This window comes from Arthrobacter sp. Y81, from assembly GCF_002929335.1.
Taxonomy (GTDB): domain Bacteria; phylum Actinomycetota; class Actinomycetes; order Actinomycetales; family Micrococcaceae; genus Arthrobacter.
Window position 1 is genome coordinate 144,896 of record NZ_PJIL01000007.1, and the last position, 13,933, is coordinate 158,828.

The window sequence follows — 13,933 nt, forward strand, 5'->3', positions numbered from 1 at the left end:
ACCTTATGCGGTTGTACCGTGGGCCGTACGCCATTGCCCTGGAGGACTCATGAACACCGCCCCTGACGCCCAGCTGGACCGCTGGAACCGCTTCCGTGCCAACCGCAACAAGGCGCTGGCCGGCGAGTACGGCTGGTTGACGCTCACGTCGTTCCAGTGGCTGGAAAGCCAGCCCGCCGCCGTCGACCTCGTCCCCGGGCTCTGGTCAACGGACGGCACGACGGCGTTCCTCACCGCCGGGGCGGCGGACGGGCTGACGCTGGTGGAAACCGGCGAAGCCGTGGACGGCACCATCTCGGCCGCGCTGGCGGACGAGGAGTCGCTCATGTGGGTCCAGTTCGGCGGCGCCGACGGGAAGCAGGTGGTGGTGGAACTCGCCATGCGGGCGGACAAGTACGCCATCCGCACCCGGGATTCGCAGTCGCCGGTGTTCACGGAGTTCGACGGCGTGCCCACCTTCGACTACCGACCTGACCTGGTGGTTGAGGCCAGCTTCCGTCCCTACCCCGAGCCGGTGGACGTTCCCATCGGAACCGCGAACCCGCTGGTGGACGGCGTGCACCGGTCCGTCGGCGACCTGGTGTTCCACCTACCCGGCAAGGACCACGAGTTCCACCTGCAGGCGGAGGAGGAGAAGCTCGGCGCCCTCACTGTCACGTTCCACGACGAAACCAACGGGGCCGCCCCGCGGGGACAAGCAACTTCCGAGTGGCGGAAGGTGTCCACGGCCCGGCCCCGGCTCGATCCATCCGGAAACGCGTCCGTGGTCCTGGACTTCAACCGCGCCATCAACTACCCGAGCGCCTTCACGCCGTACGGGACCTGCCCCATGCCTGTGAAGAACAACAGCCTGGACTACCGCATCGAGGCCGGCGAGAAGGACCCGATGATCGCCGACTGAGCGCGAACGGACACTTAGGGCCCGACCCTGAGCGCGAACTGGCAGCTAATCCCCGCAAATTCACGTTTTGAGGTCATTTGCTCCCAGTTCGCGCCGGGTCCCTGCCGCGGGAGGCGCTCAGACGATCGCGGATACCCCGGTGACGGCGCGGCCGACGATCAGGGTATTGATCTCGAACGAACCTTCATAGGTGTAGATGGCCTCGGCGTCGGCGAAGATCTTCGCCATCCGGTAGTCCGTGACGATCCCGTTGCCGCCCAGCATGGACCGCCCCATGGCCACCGTTTCGCGCATCCGGGCGCTCGTGTACGACTTCGCCAGCGCCACCTGCGCCATGTCCGCCGTACCGTCCTGCTGCAGCTGGGCAATCCGGACCATCATGCCCATGCTCGCCACGGCATTGCCCAGCATGGTGACCAGCTGCTGCTGGATGAGCTGGAATTTGGCCAGCGGGCGCCCGAACTGCTGACGTTCGACGGCGTGCTGCCGGGCGACGTCGAACGCCGCCAGCTGCTGGCCCACCGCCTGCCAGGCCACCATGATCCGGGACCCGCGGAGCAGTTCGTTGGTGTCCTCGAAGCTCCCGACGCCGGCGAAACGGTCAGCCTCCGCCACCCGCACATCCCGGAAGACGATGTCCGCGTTCTGCACCGTGCGTAAGGCAATCTTGTGTTCGATCCGGCTCCGGCTGACACCGGGGAGGGCCGCATCCACGATGAAACCCCGGATGGCGCCGTCGGCCTCGTCCCGCGCCCACACGAGCATGTAGTCGCAGAACGTCCCGTTGCCGATCCAGCGCTTTGCGCCGTTAAGGATCCAGTAATCGTCGCCTTCCCCGGTCAGGCCGGAAACCCGGCGTGCCCGCGTTTCCATCCCGCCGGCCACATCGGAGCCGTGTTCCGGCTCGGTGAGGGCGAAGGCGCCGGTGGTGCGGAGGTTGGCGGCGTCGTCGAGCAGCCGGGCCTTCTGCTCCTCGGAGCCGAACCCGTAGAGCGACTCCACAAAGAGGTCGTGGTGCACCAGGAAAAAGGTGGCGATGGACGTGTCCACCCGCGTCATCTCGGCAATCACCAGGCCCGCGAACAGGTGGCTGTAACCGCGCTGGGCGGGGGCGCTGAGTTCGAGGGCTGCCAGTTTGGGCAGGATGTGGGCGGGAAACTCGGCGTTGTTCCACCACTCGGTGGCGAACGGCGCGATTTCGGCTGCCAGGAATTCCCGTAGCTCCGCCAGCTTCCGCTGTTCCTGTTCGCTGAGCAGCGATTCGAACCCGAAGAAATCGGCCGTGGGCAGTGATTCCACAGAGGTCGCAGCCGGGGCCTGCTGGCCAGGGGCCGCCGCCGATATCACTTCGGCCCCATCCGGATGGCACCGTCGAGGCGGATGGTCTCGCCGTTGAGCATGGCGTTGTCCACGATGTGCGCGGCCAGGCTGGCGTATTCGGCCGGGCGGCCCAGCCGGGAGGGATGCGGCACCTGCCGGCCCAGCGAATCCTGGGCCTCCTGGGGCAGTCCTGCCATCATGGGCGTTTCGAAGATGCCCGGTGCGATGGTGACCACGCGGATCAGGGAACGGGCCAGCTCGCGGGCGATCGGCAGGGTCATGGCTGCCACGGCCCCCTTGGACGCGGCGTAGGCGGGCTGGCCGATCTGGCCGTCGAACGCGGCGACGGAGGCGGTGTTGATGATGACGCCGCGCTCCGGCCCCCCGAGTTCGGTCACGGCGGGCTCGGTGGCGGCCATGGCGGCTGCGGCGAGCCGGATCACGTTGAAGGTGCCCACGAGGTTGATCTGGATGACGCGGTTGAAGGCGTCCAGCGGGAGCACGCCGTCGCGGCCCAGGACCTTCCCGGGGGTGGCGATGCCGGCGCAGTTCACCACAATGCGCAGCGGTCCAAGGGCAACCGCGGCGTCGACTGCGACCTGCACCTGGTCCTCGCTGGTCACGTCCGCCGGGACGAAGACTGCGGACGGGGCGGCCGGCACGTTCAGCTCGGCGGCCCGGGCGTTCAGCTCGGCGGCAGCTGCCTCGCCCCGGGACGACGGCAGGTCCACCAGCACCACCGAAGCCCCGGCGTCGAACAGGCGCCCTGCTGTTGCGGCGCCCAGCCCGGAGGCCCCGCCCGTAATCAACGCGACAGTACCTTTGATGTCCATCCATCCTCCTTGATGTGGAACCCAACCCCGGCGTAACGCTAGTTAATGAATGTTAACTGGAATGGGGCCAAACCGCACGTTCGGACAGCAGCTGGCTCTCCTGGCAGGGCACCCGGCTAGGCTGGCACCATGACCTCCCCAGACGTCGCCGCACCTGCCGACTGGTCCGCCCGCGCCGACGAGGCCGCCCGGTCCGTGACCCGAATGTTCGGGCAGCGGCTGTTCTTCCTCCCGGGTACGCATATCGCGGCGATCGAACGGCCGTCCGGCCGGCTGAAGAACCTGGTCCGCCCCTGGCACTACTGGTGGCAGGCCCACTACGTGGACTGCCTGGTGGACGCCGGACGCCGCGAGCTCGCCCGGGGAGCCAGGTTCGACGGCGGGAACCGCCCCAGTGCCGGGCAGCTGGCCTCGCGGCTGGTCACCGGCATCCGGCTGCGCAATTTCCTGACCGTCGTCAACAACTACTACGACGACATGGCCTGGCTCGCGCTGTCCACCCTCCGCCTGGAGAAGCTCGCGGAGGCGACGCGCAGGCCGGGCAGCCGCCGGCACGCACGGATCCGGAAGAGCCTGACGCTGCAGTTCGATTCGGCCTCCACGGATGACCTGGGCGGCGGCACGTTCTGGAGCACGAAACGGGACTTCAAGAACACGCCGGCCACCGCACCGGTGGCGCTCTACTACGCCCGGACCGGGAACACGGCCAAAGCCCAGGCCCTGGTGGAGTGGCTCCACGCCAAGCTGTTCGACCCCGCCCACGGCATGTACCAGGACGGGTTGAGGATCGGCAGGAACGGCGAAGTGGTGCTGGAAGCCGCCATCTACACCTACAATCAGGGCCCGGTCCTGGGCGCGCTGCTGGAACTCGGCGGCCAGCCGAACCTTGACCGGGCAGCCGGACTCGTGGACGCCGTAGCCCGCCATCTGACGCGCCCCGCCACCCTCGCATCCGGCCGGACTGCCGCAGTGCTTCGCTGCGACGGAACGGGCGACGGCGGCCTGTTCACCGGGATACTGGCCCGGTACCTTGCGCTGGCCGCAGCGGACGGACGGCTTCCCGACCGGACGCGGGCCATAGCGGCCACTCTGGTCATCGAAACGGCACAGGCGCTCTGGGAGGGCCGCCGCGCCGTGGACCCGGCGGAGCCGCTGGCCCGCCAGGGGGCGCAGCTGGTGTTTTCGGTGTTCCCCGAGACGCCGGCGAGCCGGGCATATCCGGCGGGTAGCGCCGTCGAACTTTCCACCCAGCTGCAGGCGTGGATGACACTGGAGGCCGCCGCAACCGGTGGGGATGCACCCCACGATCCGGCGCCCCGCACGAATGGCCGCACGAATTAAGTCACGTAAAAGTTCCGTAATTGATGTGATCCTGATCACTTAAGCCCGCTTCAGCTTGGTTCCTTAGGTTTGGCTAACCTACAGTTTTGGCAGTGAGCATGCCCTAACTTCCCCTCACACGGACTCCGGTCCACCAGACTTTTTTCCAGAAAGAAGCCCCCATGAAGATCCGCACCAACGCGCTGGCAGGAATCGCACTCGCCGCCACCGCAGCCCTCGGCCTCGCCGCCTGCGGCTCCGGAAGCTCCACTCCCGCTGCGAGCACCGCTGCGGCCGACGGCAACGCTTCCGGCGAGATCACGGTCTACAACGCCCAGCACGAAAGCCTGACCAAGGAATGGGTGGACGCGTTCACCGCGGAGACCGGCGTCAAGGTAACCCTGCGCCAGGGCTCGGACACCGAAATGTCCAACCAGATCATCCAGGAAGGCGCGGCCTCCCCGGCCGACGTGTTCCTGACGGAAAACTCACCCGCAATGGCGCAGGTTGAGAACGCCGGACTGTTCGCGGACGTGGACAAGGCCACCATTGACCAGGTGCCTGCCGACTTCCGTCCCTCCACCGGCAAGTGGACCGGCATTGCCGCCCGCTCCACCGTTCTGGTGTACGACAAGGCCAAGCTGAGCGAAGACCAGCTGCCCAAGTCCATGCTGGACCTGGCCAAGCCGGAGTGGAAGGGCAAGTGGGCCGCTTCACCGTCCGGCGCAGACTTCCAGGCGATCGTATCGGCCCTGCTTGAGCTCAAGGGCGAAGCCGCAGCCGAGGAATGGCTCAAGGGCATGAAGGAGAACTTCAAAGCCTACAAGGGCAACAGCACGGCCATGAAGGCCGTCAACGCCGGCGAAGTCGACGCTGCGCTGATCTACCACTACTACTACTACGGCGACCAGGCCAAGACCGGCGAGAACTCCAAGAACGTCACGCCGTACTACTTCAAGAACCAGGACCCGGGCGCGTTCGTCTCCGTCTCCGGCGGCGGCGTGCTGAACTCCTCCAAGAACGCGGCTGCAGCCCAGGCCTTCCTGAAGTTCGTCACCGGCAAGAAGGGCCAGGAAGTCCTCCAGAAGGGCACCTCCTTCGAATACGCCGTTGCCTCCGAGGTCCCGGCCAACGACAAGCTGGTTCCGATCAAGGAACTGCAGGCGCCGACGGTGGACCCGGCCAAGCTCAACTCCGAGAAGGTCACCGAACTGATGACCAAGGCAGGACTCCTGTAACTCGGTGCCAAATGGAAACACTGTGCTAACTGACCTAGCGGCACCGGAAACACCCGGAAGCACGACGACGGCGGGTAGGGGCAAGCGCCCCCGCCCGCCTTTCGGCGTTTCCGCAGTAGCCATCATTGCTGTCCTCATTGCCCTGTTTTCCCTGATCCCGCTGGGGTACGTCATTGTGATGACGGCCGCCACGGGGTGGGACGCCGCCGTCGGACTCATCTTCCGCGAGCGGGTGGGCGAGCTGCTCCTCAACACGCTGCTGCTGATGGCGATCACCGTGCCGCTGTGTGTGGCGCTGGGTGTGGGGGGCGCTTGGCTGGTGGAGCGGACCGGGCTGCGCGGACACAAGTGGTGGGCTGTGCTGCTGGCCGCCCCGCTGGCCATCCCCGCCTTCGTCAACAGCTACGCCTGGGTTTCCGCCATACCTTCGCTGGGCGGCCTGTGGTCCGGCGTCCTGATCGCCACGCTGTCCTACTTTCCGCTGGTGTACATCCCCGCCGCGGCCACCCTTAGCCGGCTTGACCCCGCGATCGAGCAGTCCGCGGCGTCGCTGGGCCTGGGCGCGTGGCGCACGTTCTTCCGGGTGGTCCTCCCGCAGCTCCGCATCGCCATGACCGGCGGGGCGCTCCTGGTCTCGCTGCACCTGCTTGCCGAATACGGCGCCTTCGCGATGATCCGCTTCGACACGTTCACCACCGCGATCATGGTGCAGTACCAGTCCACGTTCAACGGCACCGCCGGGAACATGCTGGCCAGCGTGCTGGTGTTCTTCTGCCTGATCCTGCTGGTGGTGGAGGTGCGCGGCAGGGGCACCGCCCGCTACGCACGGGTGGGATCCGGAGCACAGGCCAGGGCGCTCCGCCTGCCCCTCCATGCCTACCAGGCCCCGGCGCAGCTCTTCCTGGCCGGTCTCACCGCCCTTGCCTTCGGCCTTCCGCTGACGTTCGTGCTCCGCTGGATCTTCGCGGGCGGAGCGGACATCTGGGCGACGGACGAGTTCCTCCCCGCACTGCTGCAGACCCTGGGCTACGGACTGACCGGGGCCCTGGCTACAACCGTGGTGGCTTTCCCCATGGCGTACCTTGCCGTGCGGCACCCGAGCTGGTTCAGCAAGGCACTGGAGCTGTCCAACTACGTCACCAGCTCCATGCCGGGCATCGTGGTGGGCCTGGCCTTCGTGACCGTCAGCATCAGGGTTGCCCCCGGTTTCTACCAGACCACCGTGCTGCTTATCGCGGCCTATGTGCTGCTGTTCCTGCCCCGCGCGCTGGTGAACATCCGGGCCGGGCTGGCCCAGGCGCCCAAGGAACTCGATGAGGCCGCGCAGGCGCTGGGCAAGCCGCCCCTGGTGTCTTTCATCCGTGTCACGCTGCGGCTCACGGCGCCCGCTGCGGCAGGCGGGGCCGCCCTCGTGTTCCTTGCCATCGTCAACGAACTCACTGCCACCCTGCTGCTCTCCCCCAACGGCACGCGGACCCTTGCCACCGAGTTCTGGAGCAAAAGCAGCGAGATCGATTACGCCGGCGCGGCACCGTATGCGCTGCTGATGATCCTCATCTCCGCCCCCATGACCTACCTCCTCTTCCAGCAGTCCAAGAAAGTGGCCGGACAGTGACAGATTCCTACACTTCGCCTGATGCCCCCTCCAGGCTTCCGGAGCCACGGATCGCCCCGTCCGTGGCGACCAGCACGAACAGCCACCTGGAGATCGAGGCCGTCACCAAGAACTTCGGTTCACAGGCGGTCCTCAAGGGCGTCAACCTGTCCGTGGCCAGGGGCGGGACCACCGCGATCGTGGGCCCCTCCGGCTCGGGCAAAACCACGCTGCTGCGCCTCATCGCCGGCTTCGAGCACCCCGACACCGGCAGCATCTCCCTCAACGGCGCCACCGTGGCCGGCGAGGGTTTCTGGGTACCGGCGCACAAACGCCACGTCGGCTACGTCGCCCAGGACGGCGCCTTGTTCCCGCACCTCACCGTCGGCCAGAACGTCTCCTTTGGCCTCAGCGCCAGCAAGGTGTCCGGCGGGCGGCGGGAGGTTGCCGCCAGGGTCAACGAACTCCTGGAAATGGTGTCCCTCGACCCGTCCATGGCCAAGCGGCGGCCACACCAGCTCTCCGGCGGGCAGCAGCAGCGCGTGGCGCTGGCCCGCGCCCTGGCCCGCGAACCGGAGCTCATGCTGCTGGACGAGCCGTTCTCCGCGCTTGACGCCGGCCTCCGCGTGGCCACCCGCCGCGCAGTGGCCAAGGTCCTCAACGAAGCCGGCGTGACCACCATCCTGGTCACGCACGACCAGGCCGAGGCTCTCTCCTTCGCCGACCAGGTGGCCGTGATGCGCGGCGGCAGGCTGGCCCAGATCGGCAACCCGTTTGTGGTCTACACACGCCCCGCAGACCGCGCCACCGCGGAATTCCTGGGCGACGCCGTCATCCTGGACGCCTGGATGGAAGGCTCGCTGGCCACCTGTTCGCTGGGCGGCATCCCGGTGCGCAGGCCTCCGGCCCAGGGCCGCGTACAGCTCATGCTGCGTCCCGAACAGATCCGCATCGCCGAGGACGGCCCCATCCGCGGCGTGGTGGTGGATACGGACTACTTCGGCCCGGAAACCACCGTGCGCCTCAAGCTGGCCGTGCCGCCGGAACTGGCCGCCGGCGCCATCCCGGACCACCGTTTTCCCGGCGGCGGCGAAGTGATCACCATCCGGCACTGGAACGCCTCCATCGCGCGGCCGGGCATGGAGCTCTGCCTGCGTGTGGTGGGCGAGGCCGTGGCCTTCCCGGTGGACGCGAACGGGCAGGACTGACGCCGGGTCGCGTACCGGGCGCCTCGGTGCCGCGCGGCCCGGCTACTCCGCCGCCCGGCTAGTCCGCGGGGCGCTTCTTCTGCGGGTACGGGGTTTCGCCGCGTGCCAGCATCTCCACGAACCCCTTGATCTTGCGCTCCCGGGTGGTTGCCTGCTTGACCGAATTCGTCCGGTAAATCAGGGCGTAGCGGTTCACCGACGTCAGCACGTCGAACATGGCCTGCGCCCGCGGTTCGGCCGCAATAGCGGCCGCCAGGTCCTCCGGCAGTTCCGCGGATGCCTGTCCGGAGTACGCAGCCTCCCAGCGGCCGTCCCCCTTGGCGGCGTCGACAGCGGCGCGGCCCGCCGCTGTCATCCTGCCGGCGGCCTCAAGCTTTTCGATGCGGTCCACGTTCCGCGCCGACCAGACACTCTTGGGCCCGCGGCGGGTCATCCGCTGGAAGGAGCTTTCGTCGTCGCGCCGTTTGCCCTGGCCGTCGATCCAGCCGAAGCACAGCGCCTCCTGCAACGCGGCTTCGTAGTCCAGTTCAGTGGTGTTGCCGCCCTTCTTGTGCAGCACCAGCCACACGCCCGGGCTGGTGGCATGGTGCTGTTCCAGCCAGGTGCGCCATTCGGCGGCGTCCTTCACCAGAAGTTCCTCGAGTTCAATGGCCATGGCACCATTCTGCTCCACGGGACTCCTCATTCAAGGCGTGGCATCATGGCCATGTCACCACAATTCTTCGTCAGCCTTCACCCCGGGAGATCCAATGCTGCGTGTCCGCCCCATCCATTTCACCTCGCGCCTGGACCAGTGGGAGCGGCTGCTCACCGACCTGGGAATGATCCGGACCGTCGATGACGGCTCCTGGAAGGAGTACGACGCCGGATCCGGCCGGCTCGCGCTGCACGCCGCCGAGGCCGGCTCCGCAGGGGACGGGACGACGGCGTTCGGCGTCGAAGTGGGCGACCTCGCCGAGTTCGCCCGGCGCACCAACGAGGCCGGAGTGGAAGACGGGACCTCGCCGGCCGAGCTGACCACGGCGGACCACGGCGACACCTGCCGGATCACGGGCGGGGACGGTTTCAGTTTCTTCGCGGACAAAGCCGCCCACAGCGCCCAGAGCGCGGACGCCGATCCGGCGCTCGCCGTCGTCGAAGTCTGGTTCACTCCGGACGCCGCGGCCGCCACACAGACCCTGCGCAACATGGGCGCCCGGCTCCGGCCGGTCCCGGATGACGACGAAACCGCGGACTTCACCGCGAAGAACGGCGGCGTGCTGATGGTGCGCCCCGGAAACGGCAACGCCCGGTCCGGCCTGGGCTTTGAGTACACCGGCGACTTGTCTGCCCTGCGGGACCGGCTGGCTGCTGCGGGCCACCAGGTCACTATGACGGAAGAGGCCTTCGGACGGACCCTGCACGTGGCCAACCCCGACGAGGTGGGCGCCGACGCCCCGGCCCTCTGGGTTTCAGCCCGGCACTAAGGGGCCTGCTGTCGGCGCCGAAGCCGCCGAACCGGACCTCCTGGCCAGGATCGCGGCAGGGGAACCACTCGAATCCGTCCTCGCCGTGTGAAGTTGCGGCACGGGGTTCGGGCACGGATGGGGTAGAACTTAAGCATGAACGTGCGCACTCCTGACCCGAATCCCGGCTGGCTGTCCGATGAGGACCTCTTCGAAGCCCGGGGCCGGCTTCCCATGGTTTACGTGGAAGCCGTACCCGTCCGCCTTGATCCCTTGGGGTTCGTGAACGAAGTCGGTACCCTGCTGCAGGCCGACGAGGACGGCACCATGGTCCGTTCCCTCGTGTCCGGCCGCGTCCTCTACCGCGAGACCATCCGCGCGGCCCTGCTCCGCCACATGGAAAAGGACCTGGGTCCGCTGGCGTTCCCGCAGCTGCCCATCAGCCCGGTCCCGTTCACCGTTGCCGAGTATTTCCCGGCGCCGTCCCACACGGGATTCACCGACGACCGCCAGCATGCTGTTTCCCTGGCGTACATCATCCCGGTGACGGGCGAATGCGAACCCCGCCAGGATGCCCTCGAGCTCACTTGGATGACTCCCGAGGAGGTCCTCAGCCCGGACGTGCAGCTGGAATTCAGCGGCGGCCGCGGCGCCCTGGTCCGGCAGGCGCTCGCGTTCGCTGGAGTGGGCAGCTAAGCACGGCGCAGCGCCTTTGACTGCCGGCGGGCCTGGGGGCCGCTTACAGTGCTGCGGCTTCTGCGGGGACGCTCGAAGGAACCCGGGCGTCCCCGACTTCGCGCGCGCCCCTTAGTAGACTGTAGGGCGGACCGCAAGAGAACTTAAGGACTCCCGATGACCCACCCCCCAGCCGCCCAGCAATACAGTGAGCTCCAGGCTGGCTCTCTGCAGACCGGCCACCTCCTGCTTCTCCCTGACGGCGAACGGTCCGCCGAAATCCAGAGCGTCCTCGTCGAGGATGACGATTTCGGCACACCGGCCGTGGTCCTCGCAACCCTCACCGGCGGCGGGATCCTGCGCATCGCGGCCGGGTCAGCGGTCCTGGTGGCAGATCCAGGCTCCGCCACTACCGGTGACGCCACCGGCTCCCGTTCCGGTGCGGACACGGTGTCCGAGGAGTCCGACGCCGCCACGTCGCTTCAGGTCGTTGAGCCCCCCGCCGCCCGGGCAGACTCCGCCGGGGAAAGCGGCGCCCCGGCGGCTCCCGCCGTCGTCGTGCCTCCCCGTCCGGCCGCAACGCCGGCAACGGCCCCAGCCGCCGGTCCGAGCGAGGAGGAACTGGCACTGATCCCGGAGCCCTCGGGAACGCCGGAGTCCGTGGTCGGGGCCGCCGCGGCCGCGCATCCGGACGCACTGGGCGTGATGCTGCTGAGCGACCGGCTGGCCAAGGGCATCAACACCAAATCCGGAAGCTGCCTCAAGGACCTCAGCGACCTGGCCCACGAACTGTTCGTCACCCTCAAGGACGCCGAGGGCGCCCTGGCCGTCGCGGACCTGCTCAACGTGCTGCCGTTCGACGGCAACCCGGGCCGGTGGACGTCCGTCGAGGCGGCGCTGGCCCTGTCCAGCTACATCTGCCGGCAGACCGGGAAAGAGGACCGCGCCGACGTGTACGAAAAGCTCCTCCGCGCCCCCGACGCGATGGAAACGGACGCGTTCAAGTCCCGCATCAACGCCAAGATCCGGCAGCGCTCCCTGAACGAACCGAACCTGTACGACAAGGAAATTTTCCGGGCCATCGACAACTCGAACCCGGACGCCGAACGCGAATGGCGGCTGCTGCGGCTTGAGGCCCTGATGTTCCTGCGGGCGCACGGCGGCTCTGAAACCATCGGGTTGAAGGAGCTGGAGCGCCGGATCGCCAACGAACTCGAGTCCGTTCGGGCTTGAGGCCATGGGCCCTACTCGTTTGGCCCTACCCCGGCGGCGCCGGGAGTTGTAGATTCACTCCATGACGAACAAACTGAGCGTTGTGATCAATTCCGATGCGCAGCAGGTTTGGACAATGCTGCGTGAACCGGCCAAGGTTGCCCAGTGGCACGGCTGGGAGGCCGAGGACCTGGCCGCCGAAATCAACGAAATCTATTTCAAGGACACCGTGGTTGAAGGCCCTGACCACACCAGCCTCACCGTGGACGGCGGGGATGAGTTCGCCCTGAAACCCGTTTCCACCGGCACCCAGGTCAGCGTGACGCGGGCAGCCCTGGACCACAATTCCGAGTGGGCCGCGTGGGACGAGGACATCACCCAAAGCTGGCTGACGTTCCTCCAGCAGCTCCGCTTCGCCCTGGAGCACCACCCTCACGGCAAGCGCCGCACGGCCTTCTTTTCGGTTCCCGGCGGGGACGGCTCCGCGATCGACAAGCTGGGGCTCCGGGATATCCCCGCGCCCGGTGAGCCGTTCTCGCTGACTCTCGCCACCGGCGAGAAGATCTCGGGCAAGGTCTGGTACCGCACCAACCACCAGGTGGGGCTCACCGTGCACAGCTACGCCGAACACGGCGACGGCCTGCTGATCGTCGCCGACCAGCCGCCCATCGCCGAGGTCAGGCCCGACGGCGGATCCATGGTTATCGTCTCCACCTACGAGTTGGGGGCACACCGGCTGGAGGAAATCCGCAGCAGCTGGGACAGCTGGCGGGCTGAGAACTACCCCACATCGGACCCCGTGCACTAACGGCCGGCTAAGGTTCGCCAGCGGAAGCTGGCACACTTGAACCGTGCCAGCCAATACTGAACCTTCGCTCTCGTTCGAGCCGGGGGCCGCAGCCCTGCAGTCCGAGTTTTCCTTCGCCGTGGGCAAGCGCCTGAGTGAGTCGTGTTCGCCGACGCCGGAGCTGGTGGCCGCCAACGGCGGGGAATTCCTGGGCCGGACCGGGACCATCAGCACCCCGCACGGCGAGATCCGGACGCCGGCGTTCATCGCCGTCGGCACCAAGGCCACGGTGAAGTCCGTGTTGCCCGAATCCATCGCCGAGCTGGGCGCGCAGGCGGTCCTGGCCAACGCCTACCACCTGTACCTCCAGCCGGGGGCGGACATCCTGGACGAGGCCGGCGGGCTGGGCGCCTTCATGAACTGGTCCGGGCCCACCTTCACGGACTCCGGCGGTTTCCAGGTAATGAGCCTGGGCTCCGGGTTCAAGAAGGTCATCGACATGAAATCGGTGGACACCTCCGGACCGGATGACGCCGTGGCGCCGGGCAAGGAACGGCTGGCCCACGTGGACGAGGAAGGAGTGTGGTTCAAGAGCCACCTCAACGGCGACCGGCACCGCTTCAGCCCCGAGATCTCCATGAACGTCCAGCATCAGATCGGGGCCGACATCATGTTCGCCTTCGACGAGCTGACCACGCTGCAGAACTCCCGCGGCTACCAGGAGGAGTCGCTGGAACGCACCCGACGCTGGGCCGAGCGCTGCATCACCGAGCACTTCAGGCTTACCGCCGAGCGGGCGGGCAAGCCCTACCAGGCGCTGTTCGGCGTGATCCAGGGCGCGCAGTACGAGGACCTGCGCCGCAAGGCCTGCCGGGACCTGGGCGCCATGAACTTCGACGGCTTCGGGATCGGCGGCGCGCTCGAAAAGGAGAACCTGGGCACCATCGTTCGGTGGTGTAACGAGGAGCTGCCGGAGAACAAGCCGCGGCACCTGCTGGGCATCTCCGAACCGGACGACATTTTCACCGCGATCGAGAACGGCGCGGACACCTTCGACTGCGTCTCCCCCACCCGGGTGGCCCGCAACTCGGCGTTCTACACCCCCGACGGGCGGTTCAACCTGTCCGGAGCCAAGTACAAGCGCGACTTCGGCCCGTTGCAGGAAGGCTGCGACTGCTACGCCTGCCTGAACTACTCCCGGGCCTACATCCACCACCTGTTCAAGGCCAAGGAGATGGTCTCGGCCACGCTGATCTCCATCCACAACGAGCGCTTCGTGGTGAAGATGGTGGACGACGCCCGGCTGGCCATCGAAGACGGCAACTTCTTCGACTTCAAGGCCGAGACCCTGGGTCGCTACTACTCCTAGGGCCGGCCCCGCCGTCGCGCCTGCCCCTCCA

13 protein-coding genes are annotated in these 13,933 nt (G+C 67.6%); 10 read left to right on the forward strand and 3 right to left on the reverse strand.

Annotation, left to right across the window (positions count from 1 at the left end; genetic code table 11):
* Nucleotides 1-49 precede the first annotated feature (49 nt).
* Nucleotides 50-901 (forward strand): DUF1684 domain-containing protein, encoded by an 852-nt coding sequence (locus tag CXQ91_RS11420; RefSeq protein WP_104174030.1) that lies wholly within the window; start codon nucleotides 50-52, stop codon nucleotides 899-901.
* 117 nt (nucleotides 902-1,018) lie between these two features.
* On the opposite strand, the gene CXQ91_RS11425 is transcribed toward CXQ91_RS11420, so the two are convergent.
* Entirely contained in the window at nucleotides 1,019-2,200 is a 1,182-nt protein-coding gene (locus CXQ91_RS11425; protein ID WP_104174137.1) for an acyl-CoA dehydrogenase family protein, read from the reverse strand.
* Between the two features lie 44 nt (nucleotides 2,201-2,244).
* Nucleotides 2,245-3,054, reverse strand: a complete 810-nt coding sequence (locus CXQ91_RS11430) for an SDR family NAD(P)-dependent oxidoreductase (RefSeq protein ID WP_104174031.1) — start codon at nucleotides 3,052-3,054, stop codon at nucleotides 2,245-2,247.
* Between the two features lie 129 nt (nucleotides 3,055-3,183).
* On the opposite strand from CXQ91_RS11430, the gene CXQ91_RS11435 reads away from it, so the two are divergent.
* The 4 genes from CXQ91_RS11435 (at nucleotide 3,184) to CXQ91_RS11450 (ending at nucleotide 8,414) form a co-directional block, all read left to right on the forward strand.
* On the forward strand, nucleotides 3,184-4,395 hold the full coding sequence (locus CXQ91_RS11435) for a glycoside hydrolase family 76 protein (protein ID WP_104174032.1): 1,212 nt from the start codon (nucleotides 3,184-3,186) through the stop codon (nucleotides 4,393-4,395).
* Between the two features lie 161 nt (nucleotides 4,396-4,556).
* Complete coding sequence (locus CXQ91_RS11440; RefSeq protein ID WP_104174033.1) at nucleotides 4,557-5,612, forward strand: iron ABC transporter substrate-binding protein; 1,056 nt, start codon at nucleotides 4,557-4,559, stop codon at nucleotides 5,610-5,612.
* A 22-nt stretch (nucleotides 5,613-5,634) separates the two neighbouring features.
* On the forward strand, nucleotides 5,635-7,227 hold the full coding sequence (locus CXQ91_RS11445; protein WP_104174034.1) for an iron ABC transporter permease: 1,593 nt from the start codon (nucleotides 5,635-5,637) through the stop codon (nucleotides 7,225-7,227).
* A 50-nt stretch (nucleotides 7,228-7,277) separates the two neighbouring features.
* Nucleotides 7,278-8,414 (forward strand): ABC transporter ATP-binding protein, encoded by a 1,137-nt coding sequence (locus tag CXQ91_RS11450; RefSeq protein ID WP_181038861.1) that lies wholly within the window; start codon nucleotides 7,278-7,280, stop codon nucleotides 8,412-8,414.
* A 58-nt stretch (nucleotides 8,415-8,472) separates the two neighbouring features.
* Here CXQ91_RS11450 and CXQ91_RS11455 read toward each other — a convergent pair whose 3' ends face one another.
* Nucleotides 8,473-9,069, reverse strand: coding sequence for a YdeI family protein (locus CXQ91_RS11455; protein WP_104174139.1), 597 nt, complete (start codon nucleotides 9,067-9,069; stop codon nucleotides 8,473-8,475).
* A 94-nt stretch (nucleotides 9,070-9,163) separates the two neighbouring features.
* On the opposite strand from CXQ91_RS11455, the gene CXQ91_RS11460 reads away from it, so the two are divergent.
* The 5 genes from CXQ91_RS11460 to tgt all read left to right on the forward strand — a co-directional run bounded on the left by CXQ91_RS11460 (nucleotide 9,164) and on the right by tgt (nucleotide 13,902).
* A complete protein-coding gene (locus tag CXQ91_RS11460) occupies nucleotides 9,164-9,880 on the forward strand; it encodes a hypothetical protein (RefSeq protein WP_104174035.1) in 717 nt (238 codons plus the stop codon).
* A gap of 135 nt (nucleotides 9,881-10,015) precedes the next feature.
* A complete protein-coding gene (locus tag CXQ91_RS11470; RefSeq protein ID WP_028271117.1) occupies nucleotides 10,016-10,555 on the forward strand; it encodes an NUDIX hydrolase family protein in 540 nt (179 codons plus the stop codon).
* A gap of 156 nt (nucleotides 10,556-10,711) precedes the next feature.
* Nucleotides 10,712-11,767, forward strand: coding sequence for a DUF6707 family protein (locus CXQ91_RS11475; RefSeq protein WP_104174036.1), 1,056 nt, complete (start codon nucleotides 10,712-10,714; stop codon nucleotides 11,765-11,767).
* A 61-nt stretch (nucleotides 11,768-11,828) separates the two neighbouring features.
* Nucleotides 11,829-12,554 (forward strand): hypothetical protein, encoded by a 726-nt coding sequence (locus CXQ91_RS11480; protein ID WP_104174037.1) that lies wholly within the window; start codon nucleotides 11,829-11,831, stop codon nucleotides 12,552-12,554.
* Between the two features lie 43 nt (nucleotides 12,555-12,597).
* Complete coding sequence (gene tgt / locus CXQ91_RS11485; protein ID WP_104174038.1) at nucleotides 12,598-13,902, forward strand: tRNA guanosine(34) transglycosylase Tgt; 1,305 nt, start codon at nucleotides 12,598-12,600, stop codon at nucleotides 13,900-13,902.
* Nucleotides 13,903-13,933: the final 31 nt, after the last annotated feature.

Bases quoted from the DNA above. Each gene is read 5' to 3' on its own strand.
- CXQ91_RS11420 (WP_104174030.1), top strand. From the start codon at position 50: ATGAACACCGCCCCTGACGCCCAGCTGGACCGCTGGAACCGCTTCCGT.
- CXQ91_RS11430 (WP_104174031.1), bottom strand. From the start codon at position 3,054: ATGGACATCAAAGGTACTGTCGCGTTGATTACGGGCGGGGCCTCCGGG.
- CXQ91_RS11435 (WP_104174032.1), top strand. From the start codon at position 3,184: ATGACCTCCCCAGACGTCGCCGCACCTGCCGACTGGTCCGCCCGCGCC.
- CXQ91_RS11440 (WP_104174033.1), top strand. From the start codon at position 4,557: ATGAAGATCCGCACCAACGCGCTGGCAGGAATCGCACTCGCCGCCACC.
- CXQ91_RS11455 (WP_104174139.1), bottom strand. From the start codon at position 9,069: ATGGCCATTGAACTCGAGGAACTTCTGGTGAAGGACGCCGCCGAATGG.
- CXQ91_RS11460 (WP_104174035.1), top strand. From the start codon at position 9,164: ATGCTGCGTGTCCGCCCCATCCATTTCACCTCGCGCCTGGACCAGTGG.
- CXQ91_RS11470 (WP_028271117.1), top strand. From the start codon at position 10,016: ATGAACGTGCGCACTCCTGACCCGAATCCCGGCTGGCTGTCCGATGAG.
- CXQ91_RS11475 (WP_104174036.1), top strand. From the start codon at position 10,712: ATGACCCACCCCCCAGCCGCCCAGCAATACAGTGAGCTCCAGGCTGGC.
- CXQ91_RS11480 (WP_104174037.1), top strand. From the start codon at position 11,829: ATGACGAACAAACTGAGCGTTGTGATCAATTCCGATGCGCAGCAGGTT.